Raw genomic sequence first — 21704 nt, forward strand, 5'->3', positions numbered from 1 at the left:
TCGCGGAATCGATTGTATCGCGAGGATAGTATGACCGCCAAGCTCGAACGTCTCATCGATCAGGGTGTGGGCCGCGTACCTGCCGATATCGTCCTGAAAGGCGGACGCTTCTTCGATCTCGTGACGGGTGAGCTCGTCCAGTCGGACGTTGCCATCGGCGGCGAGCGTATTGTCGGTACCTGCGGCAGCTATAGCGGTGAAACCGAGATCGATATTTCCGGCAGGATCGTCGTTCCCGGCTTCATCGATACGCATCTGCACATCGAATCCTCGCTCGTCACACCGCATGAATTCGACCGCTGTGTCCTGCCTTACGGCGTGACGACAGTGATCTGCGACCCCCATGAGATCGCCAATGTGCTTGGAAAGGAGGGCATCGAATTCTTCCTCGCTTCGGCGCTGGAAACGATCATGGATATCCGCGTCCAGCTTTCCTCCTGCGTGCCGGCCACGCATCTGGAAACATCGGGCGCCGACCTTCCGGTCGAAAGCCTCCTGCCCTATCGCGATCATCCCAAGGTCATCGGCCTCGCCGAATTCATGAATTTCCCCGGCGTGATCCACAAGGATCCCGTCTGCATGGCAAAGCTCGATGCCTTCCAGGGCGGCTATATTGACGGGCATGCGCCGCTGCTCTCAGGCAATGATCTGAACGGTTATCTCTCCGCCGGCATCCGCACCGAGCATGAATGCACGAGCGCGGCCGAAGCGCTGGAGAAAATTCGCAAAGGCGTGCATATCCTTGTGCGCGAGGGCTCCGTCTCCAAGGACCTGCACGCCCTGATGCCCATCATCACCGAACGCCTCTCGCCATACCTCGCGCTCTGCACCGATGACCGCAATCCGCTCGATATCGCCGAGCAGGGCCATCTCGACTACATGATCCGCACGGCAATTGCAGAGGGCGTCGAGCCGCTGGCGATCTACCGGGCCGCCTCGATCTCGGCTGCCCGTGCTTTCGGCCTGCGCGACCGCGGGCTTGTGGCCCCCGGCTGGCGAGCCGATCTTGTCGTCATCGACAGTCTGGAAAATTGCCAGGCGGACATGGTTTTTTCCGCCGGCCGCCATGTCACCGATGCGCTCTTTTCCACCCGCAAGCCGGTTGAGCCCGTTGGTCTCGACAGCGTCAAGGCTCGCCCCGTCAACGCAGCCCATTTCGGCGTGCCTGTTTCGGAGGGAGAAACGCCCGTCATTGGCGTCATGCCCGGCAAGATCATCACCGAGCATCGCCGTTACCGCCTGCCGGCCAGAGGCAATCAGACGACCATCGATCTCGGCAACGACATCATCAAGGTCGCCGTCATCGAGCGTCACGGCAAGAACGGCAATCACGCCAACGGTTTCGTACAGGGATTCGGATTGAAAAAGGGCGCCATCGCCTCGACAGTCGGCCATGACAGCCACAATATCTGCGTCGTCGGCGTCAGCGAGGATGATATGGCGCTTGCGGCCAACCGCCTTGGCGAGATCAAGGGCGGCTTCGTCGTTGTCGAAGACGGCAAGATCACCGGCGAGATCGCGCTGCCCGTCGCCGGCCTGATGAGCCTGGAATCCTACGAGACGGTGCGCGACACGCTGCATCATCTGCGCAAGGCTGCTTATGCGCTGGGCACGACCCTGGAGGAACCCTTCCTGCAGGTCGCCTTCCTGCCCCTGCCCGTGATCCCGCATCTGAAGATCTCGGACAAGGGGATGGTGGACGTCGATCGCTTCGCGCTTATCGGCTGATCCGAGCACAGAAGGCGTCAAGCGCGTCGAGCTGCACTGTCTTGGCACTGGCGGCGGCTTTGAACCCGGGCATGGGCAATGGAGCGCCCAGCACCATGCCGGCAGGAAGCTGAAACTCCGCAGACTCTCGCGTCAGGTTGAAGACGAAGAGCAGTTTCTCGTCTCCCTTTTCGCGCACGAAGGCGAGCAGGTCCTGATTGCTGCCAACAAATTCCAGGCTGCCGTCGATCAGCACCGGATAGGCCTTCCGGAATTCCAGCGTACGCCGGTAATGATGCAGCACGGAACTGTCATCGTTTTCCTGCGTATCCACGGAAAGCGCCGCCTGTTCATAGGGCACCGGCAGCCAACTCTTCTCGGCGCTGGTGAAACCGGCATGCGCCTTGCCGGCCTCCCATGGCATCGGCGTGCGGCATCCATCACGGCCCTTGAAGGCCGGCCAGAAGCGGATACCATAGGGATCGCGCAGGTCTTCGAAGGCAAGTTCCGCCTCCGGCAGGCCGAGTTCCTCGCCCTGATAGAGGCAGATCGAACCGCGAAGCGATGCCAGCACGGAAATCGCCAGCTTGGCGATGACGGGTCGCTCCTCTTCCGTCAGCGCGAAACGGCTGACGTGGCGGTTGACGTCGTGATTGGAGAAGGCCCAGCAGACCCAGCCATCCTTCACCATGCGTTGGAAAGTCTCGACGCAGGTGCGGATATGGGCGGCGGTGAAATCCGGACCAAGCAGATCGAAGGTGTAGCACATGTGTAGCTTGTCACCGCCGGTCGTATAGGCCGCAACAGTCTTCAGCGAGCGTGCGCCGTCACCGACTTCACCGACCGTCGTACGCCCCTCGTATTGATCGAGCAGAGCCCGGAAACGCTTGAGGAATTCGAGGTTCTCCGGTTGTGTCTTGTCGTAAAGATGGTTCTGCATGCCATAGGGATTGGTATCGGGCGCGTCGAGACCGGGCTGATCCGGGTCCGGCTCATGCGGCGGATTGTCCCGGAGCAGCTTGTCGCAAAAATAATAGTTCACCGTGTCGAGACGAAAACCGTCGACGCCGCGGTCGAGCCAGAACTCCACCGTCTTCAGCAGCGCATCCTGAACCGGCTTGCTGTGAAAATTCAGGTCCGGCTGCGAGGTCAGGAAGTTATGCTGGTAATATTGCCGGCGCACGCCATCCCATTCCCATCCCGGCCCGCCAAAGATCGACAGCCAGTTGTTCGGCGCTGTCCCGTCGGGCTTCGGGTCGGCCCAGACATACCAGTCCGCCTTGTCGTTCGTGCGGCTGGAGCGGCTTTCCACGAACCATGGATGCCGGTCGGACGTATGGGAAATCACCTGATCGATGATGACCTTTATGCCGAGCCTGTGGGCTTCTGCCATCATCACGTCGAAGTCCTCGAGCGTGCCGAAAATCGGGTCGACGTCGCAATAGTCGGAGACGTCATAGCCCATATCGGCCATCGGCGACTTGAAGAAGGGAGAGAGCCAGATCGCATCGACGCCGAGGCTGGCGATATAGGGAAGACGCCGGGTTATTCCCTTGAGATCACCAAGCCCGTCCCCGTTCGTATCCTGAAACGAACGCGGGTAGACCTGATAGATCACCGCGCCGCGCCACCAATCCGCATTCCCGCCTGTCAGCAATGCCATAATCCGCCGTCTCCTGCTTCATTTCGAACGCAAGACTAATGGCGGCGAAGCAAAAAACAACAGCCCAATGGCTTTGCTCTTGAGCGAAGATCGGGCAGTCGTGATCCGACAAAAGGGAGACGCTTATAAGCTTGTCCACACCCGAATGCTACCCACCGGTTTAGGGGTTGCAACGCCAAACCTTTGCGTTAAGGTGCCGTTGACCTGCACGTAACAGGTCAAATCGGGAACAAATGACCAAAGAAAAGGCGAAAAGCCTAGAAAGGTGGACACAATATGTCCTTTTTCACGAAAAAATTTCTCGCGTCTGCAATGGTTGGCTCATTGCTCGCATTTTCGGCCCACGCGGCCACGCTGAATATCCATAATGGTGGCGACCCCACCTCGCTGGATCCGCAAAAACTTTCCGGCGACTGGGAAAACCGTATTGCCGGCGACATCTTCGAAGGCCTCGTCACCGAAGATGCCAAGGACAACCCCGTTCCCGGCCAGGCAGAAAGCTGGACCATTTCCCCTGATGGCAAGGTCTACACTTTCAAGCTGCGTGACGGCATCAAGTGGTCTGATGGCCAGCCGGTAACGGCCGGCGATTTCGTCTTCGCCTTCCAGCGCCTCGTCGATCCTAAGAACGCCGCCGACTACGCCTATCTGCAGTTCACCGTCAAAAACGCAGAAAAGATCAACAAGGGCGAGATCACCGATCTGAACGAGCTCGGCATCAAGGCGATCGACGACAAGACGCTCGAGATCACCCTTGAGAACCCGACCCCCTATTTCATCAACGCCCTGATGCACTACACGGCCTATCCGCTGCCGAAGCATGTCGTCGAGGCCAAGGGTCAGGACTGGGTCAAGATCGGCAACATCGTCACCAACGGTCCGTACAAGCCGGTCGAGTGGGTTCCCGGTTCGCACGTCACGACCGTCAAGAACGATCAGTACTATGGCGTCAAGGACCTGAAGATCGACGGCGCGAAGTTTTTCGTGCTTGAAGACCAGGAAGCTGCGCTGAAGCGCTATCGCGCTGGCGAATTCGACATCCTCACCGACTTCCCGACCGACCAGTACGAGTGGATGAAGAAGAACCTGCCGGGCCAGGCGCATGTCGCCCCCTTCTCCGGCCTCTACTACTACGTCATCAACTCGACCAAGCCGCCCTTCAACGACAAGCGCGTCCGCCAGGCTCTCTCCATGGCGATCAACCGCGAAGTCATCGGACCGCAGATCCTCGGCACCGGCGAACTGCCGGCTTACTCCTGGGTTCCGCCGGGCACGGCAAACTACGGTGAGCCCTCTTATGTTTCCTGGAAGGACCTTCCTTACAAGGACAAGGTCGAAGAAGCCAAGAAGCTGCTGAAGGAAGCCGGCTTCGGCCCGGATCATCCGCTGACCACCGAGCTCAAATACAATACCAACGACAACCACAAGCGCATTGCCGTGGCGATCGCCTCCATGTGGAAGCCGCTCGGCGTCAATGTCGAGCTCGTCAACGCCGAAACCAAGGTCCACTACGATCAGCTGCAGCGTGGTGAAGTACAGATCGGCCGTGCCGGCTGGCTCGCCGACTACAACGATCCGGACAACTTCTTGAACCTGCTCGTGACGGGCGTTCAGATGAACTACGGCCGCTGGTCGAATGCCGACTATGACAAGCTGATCAAGGACGGCAACGCTCAGACCGATCTGACGAAGCGCGCCGAAATCTTCAAGAAGGCCGAACAGCTCGCGCTGGATGATTCCGCAGCACTTCCGATCTACTACTACGTCTCCAAGAACGTCGTCTCGCCCAAGATCGAAGGCTTCGTCGACAACGTTCAGGACATCCACCGCACACGCTGGCTGTCCATCAAGGAATAAGGATGAAAGGCTCTTCCCGTAAGTTACGGGAAGAGCCGCTCCACGACCATGATCAAATACGCTCTCCGTCGATTGCTGTCGACGATCCCCGTCCTGTGGATCGCCGTCACAGCCTGCTTTTTCGTTTTGCGCCTTGCCCCTGGCGGCCCCTTCGATGGCGAAAGGCCATTGCCGCCGGTGATCCTGAAAAATCTCGCGATCCACTACAATCTCGATAAGCCGCTCGTTCAGCAGTACCTGATCTATGTCGGCGACCTGCTGAAAGGCGACCTCGGCCCCTCCTTCGCGAGCGAGGACTTCACTGTCGCCCAGCAGATCATGATCGGTCTGCCCTACACCTTCACTATCGGAACGGCTGCCTTCCTGATTGCCATCATTGTCGGCGTGGCCGTCGGCTGTCTTGGGGCGCTCTACCAGAACAAAGCACCGGACTATATTCTGAGTGCCCTCATTCTGGTGGGCGTTGTGCTCCCGAACTTCCTGATTGCGCCGATCATGCAGCTCGTCTTCGGCATCCACCTCGCCTGGTTTCCAGTCGGCGGCTGGGGTGACGGCTCGATCAAATTCCTCGTCCTGCCGATTGTGGTTCTTGCGCTGCCGCATGCCGGCCGCATCTCGCGCATCACCCGCGGCTCGATGATCGAAGTGATGAACCAGAACTTCATCCGTACCGCCAAGGCCAAAGGGATCGGCCCGCGCCTTACGGTCATGCGCCACGCGCTGAAGCCCGCCATGATGCCCGTTGTCTCCTATCTGGGTCCGGCGGCAAGCTACCTTCTCACCGGCTCGCTGGTTGTCGAAAGCATCTTCGGATTGCCCGGCATCGGCCGCTATTTCGTCAACGCAGCGCTGAACCGCGACTACGGCATGGTTCTTGGTACGGTCATCTTCTACATGGTGCTGATCGTGTTTCTGAACCTTCTGGTCGATATCGCCTATGCCTGGCTGGACCCGAAAGTGAGAAACAGATGATCCTCAATCCCGCCAAAAGAGAGCTGCTTGCAGCCGAACTGCTGGAGGCCGAAGGTCTTTCTCCTGAAGGCCGCTCGCTGACCAAGGATGCCTTGCGCCGCCTCTCGCGCAACAAGGCGGCAGTCATATCGATCGGCGTACTCGTATTGCTGATCCTTGCCGCCTTCCTTGGCCCCAGCTTCATCCCCTTCAACTATGAAGATCCGGATTGGGCCGCCTTCCGCGCGCCCCCGTCCTTCGAAAGCGGCCATTATTTCGGCACCGACCCGAACGGCCGCGACCTGCTTGCCCGTGTCCTCTATGGCACGCGCGTCTCGCTTGCGGTGGCGCTGACGGCAACCATCGTCTCCGTCGTCATCGGCGTGCTCTATGGTGCGATCTCAGGCTATATCGGCGGCAGGCTGGACTCGATCATGATGCGTTTCGTCGACATCATGTATGCGCTTCCCTACATCCTCTTCGTCATCCTGCTGATGGTGATCTTCGGCCGCAACGTCTATCTGCTCTTTGCAGCGATCGGCGCGCTCGAATGGCTGACCATGGCCCGCATCGTGCGCGGCCAGACCCTGTCGCTCAAGCACCGCGAATTCGTAGAAGCCGCCCGCGCCTCCGGCCAAAAGCCCTTCAAGATCATCACCAAGCACATCATTCCGAACCTCGTCGGCCCCGTCGTGATCTTCGCGGCGCTGACCGTGCCTGAGATCATCGCGACCGAGAGCTTCCTTTCCTATCTCGGCTTTGGCGTACAGGAACCGCTGACCTCGCTCGGCACCCTGATTGCCGAGGGTACCGACGCCATGGAAAGCATGCCCTGGCTGCTGATTTTCCCTGCGAGCTTCCTCGTCGCCCTACTTCTCAGCCTGCTCTTCATAGGCGACGGGCTGCGTGACGCGTTCGACCCGAAGGATCGATAGGATGTCTCAAGAAAAACAAAAAGATACGCTTCTCGAACTGAGGGACTACTCGATCACCTTTGAGACCCCCGAGGGGCAGGTGAAGGCAGTCTCCAACATGAACCTGACGGTTCGCCGGGGCGAGCGCATTGCCATCGTCGGTGAATCCGGTTCCGGCAAGAGCCAGACCTTCCTCGGCATTATGGGCCTGCTTGCCAAGAACGGAAAAACAACCGGCCAGGCCCTGTTGGAAGGCAAGGACGTGCTGGCCCTGAAGCCAGGTGAACTCGACCGCGTCCGTGGCAAGGACATGGCCATGGTCTTCCAGGATCCCATGACGGCGCTCAACCCGTCTCTGAGGATTTCCCGGCAACTGACGGAACAACTCGAGATCCATCGCGGCTTTACCGCCAGGGCCGCATCCGCCGAGGCGCTAGACATGCTGAAACGCGTCGGCATTCCTGATCCGAGCCGGCGCTTCAATCTTTACCCCCATGAGCTTTCGGGCGGCATGCGCCAGCGCATTGTCATTGCCATGGCGCTGCTGACCAAGCCGAAGCTCCTGATCGCCGACGAGCCGACGACAGCGCTCGACGTGACCATCCAGGCGCAGATCCTCGATCTCTTCAATGATCTGACGGCGGAAATGAACACGGCGCTGATCATGATCACCCACGACCTCGGCGTCGTAGCTGGCCTCGCCGACAAGGTCGCTGTCATGTATGCCGGCCGCATCGTCGAGGAAGCGCCGGTCGACGAACTCTTCGAAAACCCGGCTCACCCCTATACCGCAGCGCTGCACGCCTCCATCCCACGCCCGGATCAGGATGTCGACGATCTCGTCGTCATCCCCGGCCGTCCGCCAAACCTGCAGCACCTGCCGAAGGGCTGCAATTTCTCGCCGCGCTGTTCGCAGGTTCAGGACGATTGCATCGACCGGCCGCCGCAGCTCGAACCACTGGGGGCAAATCATTGTGCCGCCTGCTTCCACCCCTTCCCACGTCGCGAGGAGTTGCTGAGCCATGGCTGAACGCTCGCTTTTGAGGGTCGAGAACCTGACGACCCAGTTCGAGATTCCCTCCAAGTCCTTCTTCAAACCGCCGCTAATGCTGACGGCCGTCAACAATGTCAGCTTCGATCTCGCCGAGGGCCGCACGCTCGGCATCGTCGGCGAATCCGGCTGCGGCAAGTCGACGCTTGGCCGCTCGATCCTGCGACTTCTGAAGTCGCAGAAGGGCCGCATCCTCTGGCAGGGCCGCAACCTGCTCGATCTGACGGATGAGGAAATGCGTGCCGCACGCCGCGACATGCAGATCATCTTCCAGGATCCGATCGCCTCGCTCGATCCGCGCATGACGGTCGGCGACATCATCGCCGAGCCGCTCACTGTCTTTGAGCCGAAGCTGACGAAAGCTCAGCGTCTCGAGCGCGTGCGAGAAATCATGGCAGCCGTCGGTCTAGTGCCTGAGATGATCAACCGCTATCCGCACGAATTCTCCGGCGGCCAGGCGCAGCGCATCGGCATTGCCCGTGCCGTCGTCACCCGGCCGAAGCTCATCATCTGCGACGAGCCGGTCTCGGCCCTCGACGTGTCGATCCAGGGTCAGGTCATCACCCTGCTTCGCAAGCTGCGCAAGGAGTTCGGGCTGACGCTGATATTCATCAGCCACGACCTCTCGGTCGTGCGCTTGATCTCGGATGACGTGCTGGTGCTCTATCTCGGCAAGGTCGTGGAGGCCGGCGACTGCGCGACGGTGTTCGAACATCCGGCACACCCCTACACGCAGGCGCTCTTCTCTGCGGCTCCGATCCCGGATCCGAAACTCGCGCGGCAGCGCACGCGCATCCGCCTGCAGGGAGACCCGCCCTCGCCGCTCAACCCGCCGAAGGGCTGCGTCTTCTCGCCGCGCTGCTGGAAGGCGACGGACATCTGCCGCACCGAGATGCCGCCGACGGAACTGGTGCGTCCCGGCCAGACGGCTGCCTGCTATCATATGGACAGGCCATGATCTGAATTCGCCATCGCCCCGACATAGGGGCGATGGACTTTCGGCTCTCCTCGACTTGTCTCACTCCGCCTCTTCGCGTATCCGCAAGAGCAGTCAAACCCGGGAGGATGGCTTGAGCGGACGGTTTCTGTCGATCGGCGAATGCATGGTGGAACTCTCGCAGGCGGGTGAAGGCCTCCTGCGGAAAGGTTTCGCCGGCGATACCTTCAACACCGCATGGTATGCTCGCGCCTGCCTGCCCTCCGCCTGGTCGGTCGATTACTTCACCGCGCTCGGCGATGATCCAATGTCCGACGAAATGGTCGCCTTCATGAGCAAGGCCAAAATCGGCACGGATCTCATCCGCCGCATCAAGGGGAAGACGCCCGGCCTCTACATGATCAATCTGAGGAACGGCGAACGATCCTTCAGCTACTGGCGCGACAGCTCCGCCGCCCGAAGTCTCGCCGCCGATCCTGACCGGCTGCGTGAAGCCGTGGAAAGTGCTGACGTTGTCTATTTCTCCGGCATCACGCTTGCCATCCTCTCGCATGACGACGCAGACACGCTGCTCGCCGAAATCCGCCGCGCCAAGGCTGTCGGCAAGTTCGTGGTCTTCGATCCGAATATCCGCCCCCGCCTCTGGTCGAGCTACGACATAATGCACACGACGATCAGCGAAGGCGGCCGTGCCTCCTCGCTTGTCATGCCGAGCTTCGACGACGAGGTTGCCCATTTCGGAGACGCCTCCATCGAAGCAACCATTGAGCGCTATCTTGCGCTCGGCGCCTCACATGTCGTTGTCAAGAACGGTGCGGAAGGTGCAACACTGAGCTTCGCCAATGAGAAAGCTTACGTGCCGGCGGAAAAGGTCAAAAAGGTCGTCGACACGACGAGCGCCGGCGACAGTTTCAACGGCGCATTCCTTGCTCATTATCTGGAGAACCGGGATGCTCCGGCAGCAGCTCGCTTCGGAGCCAAAATCGCTGCCCGCGTGGTCAGCGAGCATGGCGCACTCGTGCCGAAGGAAAAGCTCGGCCTCTGATATCGTAATTGAAGCCTGCGCATGTCGCTTTGTCGCGCGGCCACGCGCAGGCTCGCCCCCGCCTAAGCGGTCAGTCGTCTTCGATCCTCAGATCAGGAATTGGGCTTCTTGTCGTCGCTGCGAACGGCTTCATCGTGATACCAGCAGCTGTCGAGCGCAGCGTCACACACATCAGCGGCCTCCCGCTCCATCATGCGAAAGCGCTCGAAACGGCTCTGCGCCTGAACGGCCTTAATGGGAAACTGATAGATTGTCGCAGATTCACGATGGAAACCGATTGCCATGAGATAGCCTTTCTTTGCTCGGCCTATCAACATTCACGGTCGAAACGATAGCACAATGCACATAGTTTATGCAAATTGCATAAGATATAGGCAAAGTCGCTATTATGGTCGCTCCAGGCGGCATTTCCTGCTTAAGCTTCCGCTGATTTGTTTAAAACTTCATCCATCAGGTTCAACGCCGGAATTTTCATCTGGTTCCAACGCGGAAAATGCTCATCTCAAAGCGGGATAGCTACATACCGGCAGTATTCAGCCGCCTGCCGCTTCCACTTCGAAATGGCGTTGGCAGGATGATTCGTAAATTTTTTATGTCGACCGCCCGATCTGGCACGCTACGTGCTTTAGAAGAGACATCCCCTGGCGGGAAGGCGCACCCTTGCGTCTACTGCCTCAGGATTTGCTCAAGTTCGCAGCAGAGAGAGTCGCGATGACAAAGTATAAGCTCGAGTACATTTGGCTCGATGGGTACACCCCGGTACCGAACCTGCGTGGCAAGACGCAGATCAAGGAATTCGATAATTTCCCGACGCTCGAACAGCTCCCGCTCTGGGGCTTCGATGGTTCGTCGACGATGCAGGCCGAAGGCCGCAGCTCTGACTGCGTGCTGAAGCCGGTTGCCATCTATCCGGATCCGGCCCGCACCAACGGCGTGCTCGTCATGTGCGAAGTCATGATGCCGGATGGCGTCACGCCGCACCCGAGCAACGCCCGTGCAACCATTCTCGATGACGAGGATGCCTGGTTCGGCTTCGAACAGGAATATTTCTTCTTCGAAAACGGCCGCCCGCTTGGCTTCCCCGAGTCCGGCTACCCGGCTCCGCAGGGCCCGTACTACACCGGCGTCGGCTATTCGAACGTTGGCTCGGTTGCCCGCGAAATCGTCGAAGAGCATCTCGACCTCTGCCTCGCAGCCGGCATCAACCACGAAGGCATCAACGCCGAAGTGGCCAAGGGCCAGTGGGAATTCCAGATTTTCGGCAAGGGCTCCAAGAAAGCCGCCGACCAGATCTGGATGGCGCGCTACCTCCTGCAGCGCCTGACCGAAAAGTACGGCATCGACATCGAGTATCATTGCAAGCCGCTCGGCGACACTGACTGGAACGGTTCGGGCATGCATTGCAACTTCTCGACCAAGTACATGCGCGAAGTTGGCGGCAAGGCCTATTTCGAGGCGCTGATGGCGCAGTTCGAAAAGAACCTGATGGACCACATCAATGTCTACGGCCCCGACAACGACAAGCGCCTGACCGGCAAGCACGAGACGGCTCCGTGGAACAAATTCTCCTACGGCGTTGCCGACCGTGGTGCTTCGATCCGCGTTCCGCACTCGTTCATCAAGAACGATTACAAGGGTTACCTCGAAGATCGCCGCCCGAACTCCCAAGGCGACCCCTACCAGATCGCTTCGCAGGTTCTGAAGACGATCTCGGAAGTTCCGACCTCCGGCTTCGCTTCGGCTGCAGCCTAAGTTTTACTGGGCGCCGACCTCCCCGTCGGCGCCGTTCCTTTTTTTGCGCAAACGCCTTGCGGCCATTCATCGCCGACATAATCGCTGGCCTCTCGCGCCATAAAGTCCTGTAATCCCTCACACAGGGCTGTAATATTTTCATCATGCACTTCCGCCAAAATAACAGAGCGGGAATCGCCATTCCGGAAACCCCGCCAGGGGCTGTGCGTTGCCAGAATTAAGCGACGCTGATGGAAATGGAAGCATGCTGCAACGTCCGTCAAATTCGTATAGCGGCGAAAGCTGGGCTAGTGCCGCCGGAGCCGTGCCCGAGCGGCTGGTGATCGTCACCGATGCTTGGCATCCGCAAGTCAATGGCGTTGTCCGCTCGATCGAAAACACCAACCGAGAACTTGCCAAAATGGGCGTCGAAGTGTCGATGGTGACGCCAGAGCGTTTCGCCAGCATTCCCTGCCCGACCTATCCGGAGATCCGCCTGTCGATCGCCTGGTACCGCCGCGTCGCCCGCGAGATCGAAAAGCACAATCCTTCCTACATCCACATCGCGACGGAAGGGCCGCTCGGCCTGTCGGCGCGGCGCTGGTGCATCCGCAAGCGCATGCCCTTTTCCACCAGCTACCACACCCGCTTTCCCGAATATGTGTCCGCTCGCCTGCCGATCCCCGAGAGCTGGCTCTACGCCTTCGTGCGCTGGTTTCATAATGGCGGCGCGGGCTGCATGGTGGCCACCCCCAGCCTTGCCCGCGAACTGTCCGCCAAGGGCATTAAGAACTTGATGCCCTGGAGCCGCGGCATTGACGCGACGCAATTCCATCCGATGCCGCTTGAGGAAAAGCCCTTCGGCCTTGCCCGCCCGATCTTCATGACGGTCGGCCGCGTTGCGCTGGAAAAGAACCTGCCGGCCTTCCTGGATCTCGATTTGCCCGGTTCGAAAGTCGTGGTCGGCGACGGCCCCGCACGCGCCGAACTCGAAGAACGCTATCCGGATGTGCATTTCACCGGCGTGAAATTCGGCGAGGAACTCACAAAGGCCTATGCGCAGGCCGATGTCTTCGTCTTCCCGTCGCTGACGGATACATTCGGCAACACCATTCTGGAAGCGCTTGCCTCGGGCGTTCCCGTTGCCGCCTATCCCGTCACCGGCCCGCTGGATATTATCGGCGAGGACAGCGACGTCGGTGCGCTGAACGGGGATCTGCGGGCGGCCTGCCTTGCGGCGCTTTTCGGCTCGCGGGAAAAGGCGCGCGAGCTTGCCATGCAATATTCCTGGGAAGCGGCGACGCTGCAGTTCATCAACAATATCCGCGCCGCCAACGGCGTCATCACGCCGAAATGGAAGAAAGCGTGGCAATACGCCACCAAATCCCTTCCAAGAAGCAAAAAACCCGGCGATCCCGCCGGGCCTCTTCCTTCCGCTGACTGACCGTTACTTCTGAAGGGCAGCCCGCAGCGTATCGTTGGCGACAGAAATGGCGCTGCGAACAGCCGGTGTTTCGGCAATCGCGTTGAGCAGTACGAAGTCGTGGATCGTGCCGTTGTAGCGGATCGACGTGACCTTTACGCCTGCTTGCGATAGCTTGCGGGCATAGGCTTCTCCCTCGTCGCGCAGCACGTCGTTTTCATCGACGATGACGAGTGCTGGCGGCAGACCATTCAGTTGCTCGAGGGAAGCCTGCAGCGGCGAAGCGGTGGGCTCCTTACGCTTGGCTTCGTCAGGCAGATAAGCATTCCAGAACCACTTCATGGCTTCCTTGGTCAGCCACGGGCCATTGGCAAACTGATTGTAGGAACCGGTGTCGAAATTGGCGTCGGTGACAGGGTAGAAGAGCACCTGCTGGTCGATGGCAGGACCGCCGCGCTCCTTGGCAAGCAGCGTCACGGCGGCAGTCATATTGCCACCGACGCTATCGCCGGCAACGGCGAGCCGGCTGGCATCCACGTGGAATTCCTTGGCATGCTCGGCGACGTATTTCGTGGCAGCGTAGGCCTGCTCGATAGCGATCGGGTAACGGGCTTCCGGCGAGCGGTCATAATCGACGAAGACGACGGCAGCCTTGGCGCCATTGGCGATTTCGCGAACCAGCCGGTCATGTGTGTCGGCATCTCCCAGCACCCAGCCCCCGCCGTGGAAATACATGACGACAGGCAGCGTGCCCTTGGCGCCCTCAGGGCGAACGATGCGCAGCTTGACGCTGCCGGTCGGGCCGACCTTGATGACCTTATCTTCTTCCTGAGCGGCGAGCTTCTTCACGTCGCCCTTCTGGGCGCCAGAGAGAATGTTGCGGGCATCGGCAGGCGAGAACGTGTAGATTGGCTTGGAGCCGGCCAGGCTATCGATGAATTTCTGCGTTGTCGGTTCCAGTACCGGATCGGCAAACGCTCCGGCAGTGGAAGCTGCCAGGATTGCTGCTGCGGAAACTGCGGTCTTGATCGTCGACATTGTCGTGTCCTCTTCGGGTTTGTTGCGTTCGTCCTGAACACGATTTTATATCGCACACGACCAATTATCGTACGATAGAAATTATTGCATGGCTGCCGTGCATTAAAAACGTCTACGATTATTTATTGCACGATATAATATCTCGCGGTTTTGGAGATCGTGCCATGTCGAACCAACTGAAACTCGACAGTTTCATCTGCTTTGCCGTCTATACCGCAAGCCACGCCTTCAACCGCGTCTACAAACCTCTGCTCGACGAACTCGGCCTCACCTACCCGCAATATCTGGCGATGGTCTGCCTCTGGGAAGAAGACGGCCAGACCGTCGGCGGTCTCGGCGAAAAGCTGTTCCTGGAATCGAGCACACTGACCCCTCTCCTCAAACGCCTGGAAACAGCAGGCTACATCCGCCGCGAACGCAGCAGGCAGGACGAGCGTGTCGTCGTGCTGCACTTGACGGAAGAGGGCAAGCGGCTGAAGAAAAAGGCTGAGACCGTACCGGGCTGTATCATCGACGCAAGCGGCCGCGACGCGGATCAGCTTGTCCGGCTGCAGGCGGAAATTGTCGCGCTGCGCGAAGCTTTGAATAAGAGCGCGTCTTGAGGGCTATCGACGCGTCCGGCAAACCCACTCCGGCCCAAGCGGCAAGGCGACAACAAGAAGCGGGTTAGGTCCGCCTCTTCTTGCCCTCAAACGGATTGTCCGGCGACCGGTAATGGATCCGGATTGGTACGCTCGGCATATCGAAATCCGCACGCAGCCCGTTAATCAGATAGCGCGTATAGGATTCCGGCAGGGCGTCGGAGCGGGTGCAGGACACCATAAAGGCCGGCGGGCGGGCCTTTACCTGCGTCATATATTTGAGCTTGATGCGGCGGCCGGACACAGCCGGTGGCGGATGCTGGACCTGCTGTTGCTCCAGCCAGCGATTGAGCTTGGCGGTGGAGATGCGCTTGTTCCAGACACGGTCCGTATCGATGATCGACTGCATGAGCTTGTCGAGCCCCCAGCCGGTCTGGCCGGAGATCGGCACGGCGCGGATGCCGCGCGCCTGCGGCAGCAGCCGGTCGGTCTTTTCGCGCAGGTCGGCAAGTACCGCCTGACGATCCTCGATCATGTCCCACTTGTTGAAAGCGAGAACGGCCGCGCGGCCTTCGCGCAGCACGAGGTCAACGATATGCAGATCCTGCTTCTCGAAGGGGATCGTCGCATCGAAGACGATAACGACGGTTTCGGCAAAGCGGATCGCACGTAAAGCATCAGCGACGGAAAGCCTTTCCAGCTTCTCGATTACCTTGGCCTTGCGGCGCATGCCGGCCGTATCGAACATTTTGATGGTGCGACCGCGCCAATCCCATTCCACGGAGATGGAATCGCGTGTAATGCCGGCTTCCGGCCCCGTCAGTAGCCGGTCTTCGCCGAGGAAGCGGTTGATCAGCGTCGACTTGCCGGCATTCGGACGACCGACAATTGCCACGCGTAGCGGCTTGGTGTCGTCATAGGCGGGCTCTTCGTCTTCCTCGCCCTCTTCACCGGCCAACTGCGGCAGATCGACGTCAGTGACGGCAACATCGTCCTTCGACGGATAAGCGACATCCTCGCCGAGCGCAGCAACGATGGCGTCGCGCAGATCGAGCATACCCTGCCCATGTTCGGCCGAAATCGGCACGGGTTCGCCGAGCCCCAGCGAATAGGCATCATAGAAACCGCTGTCGGAACCGCGCGCCTCGGACTTGTTGGCTACGAGCACGACCGGCTTGCCGCGACGGCGCAGCATCTCGCCGAGTGCCGTATCGACCGGCGTCAGCCCGGTTTTGGCATCGACGACGAAGAGCGATAGATCGGCCTCGTCGATTGCCGTTTCCGTCTGCTGGCGCATGCGGCCCTGCAGGCTCTCATCCGTCATCTCTTCGAGGCCGGCCGTATCGACAATTGTGAAACGCAGGTCGATAAGCCGCGCTTCACCCGGACGGCGGTCGCGGGTTACGCCGGGCGTGTCATCGACAAGCGCAAGCTTCTTCCCGACCAGCCGGTTGAAAAGCGTCGACTTGCCGACATTCGGGCGTCCGACGATGGCGACCGTAAAACTCATTATTTTCCCTTAAGCTCAGCCCTGCGCGGCGGGCGCCTTGCCGGATGCGGTGATGAGATCAAGCATCATATGGGCACGATTGGCAACACCGCGCGGGCTGTCCACATCGTCGACGATCGACTGGAACCACTGACGCGCCTGTGCCATGTTGCCGGCCTTGTAGGCGGCAAGCCCAAGCGCCTCGCGTGCCGAATGGCGGAAGGCATTGCCCGGCACGGCCATTTCCTCGACGGCAGCAGAAACCTGCTCATAGGTGCCGTTCTCGATCAGCAGCCAGCCGGCGCGCATCTTTGCGGCATCCTGCACGGCAGCCGGAACGGACTTATCCTTCGCGATGGTCTGGAAGGACGCGATCGCGCCAGCATTGTCGCCCTTCTGCGATTGAACGGTCGCGGCACGCATGCGCGCCAGAACCGGGTAAGCGCCGTGGCCTTCCTTCTCCAGCTTGTCGAGAGCGGCGAGCGCCTCGTCGGTCTTGTTCTCGTCGGCAAGCTTCATCGCCGCCAGGAACTGGTCGCCAGCGCCAGAGGACGCGTTGCTGTCCCAATATTCATAGGCGACCTTGCCGATGGTTCCGAGGACGATAAGAACGGCAACGGCAATGATATAGCGGCCGAACCGGCGCCATGCGCCCTTCATCTGGTCGGAACGCAGTTCCTCATTGACTTCACGAATGAAGCTGTCGTCGTTGAATGCCATTCTCGTCTCCGGCCGCGGATGCCCATGCATAATGCAAAACGCACATTGTCGGGCCTTCTACTCCATTTTGCGGCCGTTGTAAGGGGGATATCGCAGAATCGTCAGGAAGCGAGCATCGGCAGCGGCGCGACACCGATCAGCCATTCGTGAACGCGCCAGATCATCAGCGCCCAGACGACCACACCGATGATGACGGCGTAGATGTCATATTTGGCCGAAACGAAAACCTGCGGCGTGATCTCGCCGCGGCGCTCGCGCCGCTTCAGCGAAATGCGCACCACCACGCCCCAGGCAAGGAATGCAGCAAAGAGCAGCACCGAATAGGCCTCGCCATTCGACAGAAGATGGGCCAGCGCCCAGATCTTCACCGACAGTACGATCGGGTGTTTCGTCTTCGTCTTGATATAGCCGGCCGGCAGGAAACCGGAAACCAGACAGATCACTGCTACCAGCATCAGGGTGACGGTCAGATGCGCCATGCCCATCGGCGGATTGTAGAGCAAGCCGATCGGCTCGCTGCGGGCGGCGCCAAAGGCGTAGATGACGAAGATCAGCGTCAGGATGCTGGCAATCGAGTGGAAGGCGATCCAGGCGGACTTGCCCACTCTGTCAATCATCGCCTGCCGGAAGCCCGGAACGATGACGCGGATGAGATGCAGGCCGAGGAAGAGAATGAGGCTGAGGACGAGCAGAGCCATGATGATCTGATTTTCCTATTTTGACGGTCGACAATGAATTACCGGCAGACGGCGATAATTGAAAGCAAGACCGCAGCTTCGCCGCAATTCTGTAACAGGAAAACCGCAATGCAAATTGTCGCGGTGCCCATGTTTCGTTCTGTTTTTTCTGCCTCTATCGCCTTATCGCTCATTTCTCCCGCCGTTGCGGGTGCAGCAGACAGGCCGAAACAGCTCGTCATCGTCTCCTTCGACGGCGCCCACGACAATCCGCTCTGGCAGAAGAGCCGCGAGATGGCGGCGAAGAACAGCGCCCATTTCACTTATTTCCTCTCCTGCACTTTCCTGATGAATCAGGAGGCGAAAAAAGCCTACCAAGCCCCTCATCAGAAACGCGGAAAATCCAATGTCGGCTTCGCACAAAGCGACGACGAGATCCGCGAACGTCTCGGCAATATCTGGCACGCTCACCTCGAGGGCCACGATATATCCAGCCATGCCTGCGGCCATTTCGACGGCCGACAGTGGAGTGAGGCGGACTGGTTAGCCGAATACGCGACTTTCAAGGCAACCCTGAAGAGCGCCTGGAAGGGCGTCGGGCTGGAAGAGCCTGCCGGCTGGCAGGATCTTGTCGACCATGGCATCAAGGGTTTTCGCGCACCTTACCTATCCACCGGCGGCGGTGCCGACATGATCGCGGCCGAGAAGAAGGCCGGCTTCACCTATGATGCAAGCCTCGTCACCAGGGGACCGGCCATGCCGATCGAGGAAAACGGCATCATCCGCTTCGGCCTGCCGCTCATCCCCGAAGGTCCGAGCGAAAAGCCTGTTATCGGCATGGATTACAATCTCTTCGTCCGCCACTCCAAGGGCGAAGAGGATTCCGCCGACAGCGCCGCCTTTGAGGACCGCGCCTATACCGCCTTCAGGGAAGCCTTCGACAAGCAATATGCTGGCAGCCGCATTCCCCTGCAGTTGGGCTTCCACTTCGTGGAAATGAACGGCGGCGCTTATTGGCGCGCGCTCGATAGGCTGGTCAGCGACGTTTGCCGCCGAGCGGATGTTGCCTGCGTCAGCTATTCCGAAGCGATCCCGATGATCGAGGCACGCGGGAAACTGCAGGAGACGTCGGGTCTCTGACCGGGCATTTGATAACGGCGACGAGGTGCCGTGCGGGCGGCACCCCATCCGACCAAGCCTAATCCATCAACCATCAGCACGCAAAACGCCCGCCTCACGCTCCAGATAATCCTGGTCGATAGCAGGCAACGGCTCGTCGTCAATGGCCGCCTCGAAGGCCTTGAGACGCTTGTGGATGGAGAGCAGTTCGATGATCGTCGACCAGGAGTTGACGAGATATTGGAAGGAATTGCTGACCTGGCCGAAAGCGGTCGCGATCTGTTGGAAGATACCGTAAGTGATGGCCCCGGCGACGAGAGTCGGTGCCATAAAGAAATAGACGAAGAGGTTGTCTGCCTGCAGGTAAAACGAGCGAGCGACATTGAAATACATATAGTGAAAGTACAGCGTGAAATAGTTTCTCCGCACTCTCGAGAACAGTTCCTGGACTGTCGGCGGCTGTGCGCGGTCGGCATGATCCTCGCCGTAGACCAGCTCCTTGCGGTAAGCCGCCTCCACACGCTGGTTCTTGAAATTCAACCCAGGCAATTTGATACCCGCGACAGCGAGCAGGACCGTGCCAAAAGCCGACCAGAAGATAGCCAGCCAGAAGAGAGAGTTCGGCACTTCGCCCAACACCGGCAGGCTCGTTACGTAATGCGATAGCGCCAGCATGATCGGCAGGAAGACGACCAGCGTCATCACCGAATTGATTAGATTAATGCCGAGACCTTCCAGAGTGCTGGAAAAGCGCATCGTATCTTCCTGTACACGCTGGGAGGCGCCTTCGATATGGCGAAGCTTTTCCCAATTCGCCATATAAAAATTGTTCATCGCCGTCCGCCAGCGGAAGATATAATGGCTTGTGAAGAAATCGGTCATGATCGATACGAACATGGCGAGGAAGGCGATCTGCGCGAAAACCAGAAATAGATCGTAGAAGTTCTCGACGGTAATACCCGGCTTCTTCGCCAGCGCGTTCTGCAGCAAGTCGCCAAATGGCCGACGCCAATTGTTAATCACGACGGAGATCTGCACGCTGAAATAGGTCACGAAGATGATCAGCGCCGATCCCCAGATCGACCATATCTTCCAGGGGTGGCTCATCGCCTTGAGATGCCAGGCGCCGCAAAAGATCAAAGCACTTGCCAGGAAATATCCGTAAAACCAAAGGTTTTCCGGCAGCAGAAAGAACGAGAGATCGATCGGCTGCTGTTCTTCGGGAACCGGCGTGAATCCAAGGGAAGCACCAAGATCGGCGGCGAAGAAATACCAGCCTAGAATCGCAGCCAGCGTCCAGATTGTGAGCGAAGTAAAGAACGCTTTTGGCTGGGGAAAGAAGGAATGAAACACGGGGGGATTTGCTTTCCTGAACTGGAACCTCGAAAGAGTGGCGAACCACTGAATGCCCGGAAATTAAGGCAGTTCGAAGAAAGCAGCAATGGGCTCAACCCATTGTTACGCACTTGTAACCACTTAAGGGATTTTCTTCATCACCGGCATGACCAGAGCCGCGCAGAAAACCAGCACGATTGCGGCGATAATGGTCGGCAGCACGAAATTTCCCGTTATTTGCGCGATCCAGCCGGCAAGGATGGGCCCGATGATCTGGCCGACGCCGAAGGCGGCCGTCATCAGCGCCAGGATGCGGCGCGGGCTTTCCGGTGAAAGCCGGCGGCCGATCTGCAATCCATAGGCGGTGATGGCAAGGAACGTTGCGCCGAACAGCGCGCCGCCGATCAATGGCGCCACCGAATGCGGCAATTCCACCGTCGCAAGCACACCGACCGCCTCGATGATCAGCGCTGCGACATAGACGCCGCCAAGTCCGAGCCGGCGCACGAAGGGTTTCCAGATAAACAGTGCAATCGTCGCCGTCAGCCCCGCAATGAACCAGCAGAGAAATTCGACGGTCGGTCCCGACGCGCTCATGCGGGCGATGGCGACGAGGAAGGTTGCGGTGATGACATAGCCGAAACCGAACAACCCGTAGGACAAGGTGAATAATATCATCGGCCGGCTCCAGACCAGAGGCGGCTCCTTCGCCTGCCCGTTGCGGACCGGCGCCTTCGGCAGCAAGGCCCAGACGAGGACGAGGCTGACGAGGCAGAAGAGCGCGCCGCCGATCCAGTCCGCCCGCCAGCCGCCGGCTGCATCGTCAAAGACATAACCGAGCGCGAACACCATGACCGAGGAAATCGCGATCCCCGCCCCCGGGCCGCCGAAATGTGCCGCCTGAACGTGGTCATTGCCGGCAGCTGCCCCGTGGCTCAATACGATCGCGGACGCGAAAACCAGCGTGAAGGCACTCGCGACGCCGGCTAGAAAGCGAATGACAGCAAAAAGCATCACCGAATTCACTGCCGCCATAGCGGCCAGCAGAATTGCCGTGGCAAACAGGGAAAGCAGCGCCACCAGCCGCTCGCGCCCCGCCGCCCAGCCGTAAGCAGCCAGAACCGCGCCAACGAGATACCCGACGAAATTGGCAGAAGCGATGAAACCAGCATCGGCTGCCGAAAGCGGCACGCCGACCATCATGCCGGGCAAGATCGGCGTGAAGGAAAAGCGCCCGAAACCCATGGCCGCCGCCATGGCGACGGCACCTGCGAGCGCTGTGGTGATAAGATTGACCGGGCGGTCGTCATTGGGAGCCAACATGCCGCTGTTTATCGCGCTGCACCATGGCCGTCACAAGTGACTAATTCTGATGGGTTCTTCAATTTCACGAACAGATTTTTCGCAGCCGCCCCTTGAATGACATATCTTACGATATATGTTTGCGACATAGTGAGCGATACATC

At 59.5% G+C, this 21704-nt stretch carries 19 protein-coding genes; 11 read left to right on the forward strand and 8 right to left on the reverse strand.

Annotated features, from left to right (window positions below; all coding sequences use genetic code 11):
• The first annotated feature begins 30 nt into the window (after window positions 1-30).
• On the forward strand, window positions 31-1728 hold the full coding sequence (gene ade / locus FHT92_RS13645) for an adenine deaminase (protein ID WP_183825851.1): 1698 nt from the start codon (window positions 31-33) through the stop codon (window positions 1726-1728).
• Here ade and FHT92_RS13650 read toward each other — a convergent pair.
• Window positions 1718-3370, reverse strand: a complete 1653-nt coding sequence (locus tag FHT92_RS13650) for an alpha-glucosidase family protein (protein ID WP_183825854.1) — start codon at window positions 3368-3370, stop codon at window positions 1718-1720. The genes ade and FHT92_RS13650 overlap by 11 nt on opposite strands.
• Before the next feature lie 276 nt (window positions 3371-3646).
• On the opposite strand from FHT92_RS13650, the gene FHT92_RS13655 reads away from it, so the two are divergent.
• The 6 genes from FHT92_RS13655 to FHT92_RS13680 all read left to right on the forward strand — a co-directional run bounded on the left by FHT92_RS13655 (window position 3647) and on the right by FHT92_RS13680 (window position 10125).
• On the forward strand, window positions 3647-5227 hold the full coding sequence (locus FHT92_RS13655; RefSeq protein ID WP_183825857.1) for a peptide ABC transporter substrate-binding protein: 1581 nt from the start codon (window positions 3647-3649) through the stop codon (window positions 5225-5227).
• Between the two features lie 48 nt (window positions 5228-5275).
• Complete coding sequence (locus FHT92_RS13660) at window positions 5276-6199, forward strand: ABC transporter permease subunit (RefSeq protein WP_183741220.1); 924 nt, start codon at window positions 5276-5278, stop codon at window positions 6197-6199.
• Complete coding sequence (locus tag FHT92_RS13665) at window positions 6196-7113, forward strand: ABC transporter permease (protein WP_183825860.1); 918 nt, start codon at window positions 6196-6198, stop codon at window positions 7111-7113. The genes FHT92_RS13660 and FHT92_RS13665 overlap by 4 nt, the downstream gene beginning before the upstream one ends.
• 1 nt (window position 7114) lies before the next feature.
• Window positions 7115-8122, forward strand: coding sequence for an ABC transporter ATP-binding protein (locus FHT92_RS13670; RefSeq protein WP_183741224.1), 1008 nt, complete (start codon window positions 7115-7117; stop codon window positions 8120-8122).
• Window positions 8115-9101 (forward strand): ABC transporter ATP-binding protein, encoded by a 987-nt coding sequence (locus FHT92_RS13675; protein WP_183741226.1) that lies wholly within the window; start codon window positions 8115-8117, stop codon window positions 9099-9101. The genes FHT92_RS13670 and FHT92_RS13675 overlap by 8 nt, the downstream gene beginning before the upstream one ends.
• Window positions 9102-9213: 112 nt before the next feature.
• Window positions 9214-10125 carry a sugar kinase gene (locus tag FHT92_RS13680; protein WP_183741228.1) on the forward strand — a complete coding sequence of 304 codons (912 nt, stop codon included), beginning with the start codon at window positions 9214-9216 and terminating at the stop codon, window positions 10123-10125.
• A 92-nt stretch (window positions 10126-10217) separates the two neighbouring features.
• Here the strand turns inward: FHT92_RS13680 and FHT92_RS13685 are convergent, their stop codons facing one another.
• Window positions 10218-10409, reverse strand: a complete 192-nt coding sequence (locus tag FHT92_RS13685; RefSeq protein ID WP_183741230.1) for a DUF2735 domain-containing protein — start codon at window positions 10407-10409, stop codon at window positions 10218-10220.
• A 427-nt stretch (window positions 10410-10836) separates the two neighbouring features.
• Between FHT92_RS13685 and FHT92_RS13690 the strand changes: the two genes are divergently transcribed.
• A complete protein-coding gene (locus tag FHT92_RS13690; RefSeq protein WP_183741232.1) occupies window positions 10837-11877 on the forward strand; it encodes a glutamine synthetase beta-grasp domain-containing protein in 1041 nt (346 codons plus the stop codon).
• 244 nt (window positions 11878-12121) lie between these two features.
• Window positions 12122-13300, forward strand: a complete 1179-nt coding sequence (locus FHT92_RS13695; RefSeq protein ID WP_183825863.1) for a glycosyltransferase family 1 protein — start codon at window positions 12122-12124, stop codon at window positions 13298-13300.
• Window positions 13301-13303: 3 nt separating this feature from the next.
• Here the strand turns inward: FHT92_RS13695 and FHT92_RS13700 are convergent, their stop codons facing one another.
• Entirely contained in the window at window positions 13304-14317 is a 1014-nt protein-coding gene (locus FHT92_RS13700; RefSeq protein WP_183825866.1) for an alpha/beta hydrolase, read from the reverse strand.
• 164 nt (window positions 14318-14481) lie between these two features.
• Here FHT92_RS13700 and FHT92_RS13705 point away from each other — a divergent pair, with 164 nt between their 5' ends.
• Window positions 14482-14919 (forward strand): MarR family winged helix-turn-helix transcriptional regulator, encoded by a 438-nt coding sequence (locus tag FHT92_RS13705; RefSeq protein ID WP_183741238.1) that lies wholly within the window; start codon window positions 14482-14484, stop codon window positions 14917-14919.
• Between the two features lie 64 nt (window positions 14920-14983).
• On the opposite strand, the gene der is transcribed toward FHT92_RS13705, so the two are convergent.
• The 3 genes from der to FHT92_RS13720 all read right to left on the reverse strand — a co-directional run bounded on the left by der (window position 14984) and on the right by FHT92_RS13720 (window position 17805).
• Complete coding sequence (gene der / locus FHT92_RS13710; protein ID WP_183741240.1) at window positions 14984-16408, reverse strand: ribosome biogenesis GTPase Der; 1425 nt, start codon at window positions 16406-16408, stop codon at window positions 14984-14986.
• A 15-nt stretch (window positions 16409-16423) separates the two neighbouring features.
• Window positions 16424-17107, reverse strand: coding sequence for a tetratricopeptide repeat protein (locus tag FHT92_RS13715; protein ID WP_183741242.1), 684 nt, complete (start codon window positions 17105-17107; stop codon window positions 16424-16426).
• A 101-nt stretch (window positions 17108-17208) separates the two neighbouring features.
• Window positions 17209-17805: an NnrU family protein gene (locus FHT92_RS13720; RefSeq protein ID WP_183825869.1), complete on the reverse strand. Its 597-nt coding sequence runs from the start codon at window positions 17803-17805 to the stop codon at window positions 17209-17211.
• 129 nt (window positions 17806-17934) lie between these two features.
• Here FHT92_RS13720 and FHT92_RS13725 point away from each other — a divergent pair, with 129 nt between their 5' ends.
• Window positions 17935-18924 carry a polysaccharide deacetylase gene (locus FHT92_RS13725; protein ID WP_183826279.1) on the forward strand — a complete coding sequence of 330 codons (990 nt, stop codon included), beginning with the start codon at window positions 17935-17937 and terminating at the stop codon, window positions 18922-18924.
• A 66-nt stretch (window positions 18925-18990) separates the two neighbouring features.
• Here FHT92_RS13725 and sbmA read toward each other — a convergent pair whose 3' ends face one another.
• Together sbmA and FHT92_RS13735 are read right to left on the reverse strand one after the other, a co-directional pair.
• Window positions 18991-20256, reverse strand: a complete 1266-nt coding sequence (gene sbmA, locus FHT92_RS13730; RefSeq protein WP_183825872.1) for a peptide antibiotic transporter SbmA — start codon at window positions 20254-20256, stop codon at window positions 18991-18993.
• Between the two features lie 123 nt (window positions 20257-20379).
• Entirely contained in the window at window positions 20380-21561 is a 1182-nt protein-coding gene (locus FHT92_RS13735) for an MFS transporter (RefSeq protein WP_183825874.1), read from the reverse strand.
• Between the last annotated feature and the right edge of the window lie 143 nt (window positions 21562-21704).

The sequence above is a fragment of the Rhizobium sp. BK377 genome (assembly GCF_014193935.1).
Classification (GTDB): Bacteria; Pseudomonadota; Alphaproteobacteria; order Rhizobiales; family Rhizobiaceae; genus Rhizobium.

Bases quoted from the DNA above. Each gene is read 5' to 3' on its own strand.
- FHT92_RS13670 (WP_183741224.1), top strand. From the start codon at position 7,115: ATGTCTCAAGAAAAACAAAAAGATACGCTTCTCGAACTGAGGGACTAC.
- FHT92_RS13655 (WP_183825857.1), top strand. From the start codon at position 3,647: ATGTCCTTTTTCACGAAAAAATTTCTCGCGTCTGCAATGGTTGGCTCA.
- FHT92_RS13675 (WP_183741226.1), top strand. From the start codon at position 8,115: ATGGCTGAACGCTCGCTTTTGAGGGTCGAGAACCTGACGACCCAGTTC.
- FHT92_RS13700 (WP_183825866.1), bottom strand. From the start codon at position 14,317: ATGTCGACGATCAAGACCGCAGTTTCCGCAGCAGCAATCCTGGCAGCT.
- FHT92_RS13690 (WP_183741232.1), top strand. From the start codon at position 10,837: ATGACAAAGTATAAGCTCGAGTACATTTGGCTCGATGGGTACACCCCG.
- der (WP_183741240.1), bottom strand. From the start codon at position 16,408: ATGAGTTTTACGGTCGCCATCGTCGGACGCCCGAATGTCGGCAAGTCG.
- FHT92_RS13665 (WP_183825860.1), top strand. From the start codon at position 6,196: ATGATCCTCAATCCCGCCAAAAGAGAGCTGCTTGCAGCCGAACTGCTG.
- FHT92_RS13715 (WP_183741242.1), bottom strand. From the start codon at position 17,107: ATGGCATTCAACGACGACAGCTTCATTCGTGAAGTCAATGAGGAACTG.
- FHT92_RS13685 (WP_183741230.1), bottom strand. From the start codon at position 10,409: ATGGCAATCGGTTTCCATCGTGAATCTGCGACAATCTATCAGTTTCCC.
- FHT92_RS13735 (WP_183825874.1), bottom strand. From the start codon at position 21,561: ATGTTGGCTCCCAATGACGACCGCCCGGTCAATCTTATCACCACAGCG.
- ade (WP_183825851.1), top strand. From the start codon at position 31: ATGACCGCCAAGCTCGAACGTCTCATCGATCAGGGTGTGGGCCGCGTA.
- FHT92_RS13720 (WP_183825869.1), bottom strand. From the start codon at position 17,805: ATGGCTCTGCTCGTCCTCAGCCTCATTCTCTTCCTCGGCCTGCATCTC.
- FHT92_RS13725 (WP_183826279.1), top strand. From the start codon at position 17,935: ATGTTTCGTTCTGTTTTTTCTGCCTCTATCGCCTTATCGCTCATTTCT.
- FHT92_RS13695 (WP_183825863.1), top strand. From the start codon at position 12,122: ATGCTGCAACGTCCGTCAAATTCGTATAGCGGCGAAAGCTGGGCTAGT.
- FHT92_RS13650 (WP_183825854.1), bottom strand. From the start codon at position 3,370: ATGGCATTGCTGACAGGCGGGAATGCGGATTGGTGGCGCGGCGCGGTG.
- FHT92_RS13705 (WP_183741238.1), top strand. From the start codon at position 14,482: ATGTCGAACCAACTGAAACTCGACAGTTTCATCTGCTTTGCCGTCTAT.
- FHT92_RS13660 (WP_183741220.1), top strand. From the start codon at position 5,276: ATGATCAAATACGCTCTCCGTCGATTGCTGTCGACGATCCCCGTCCTG.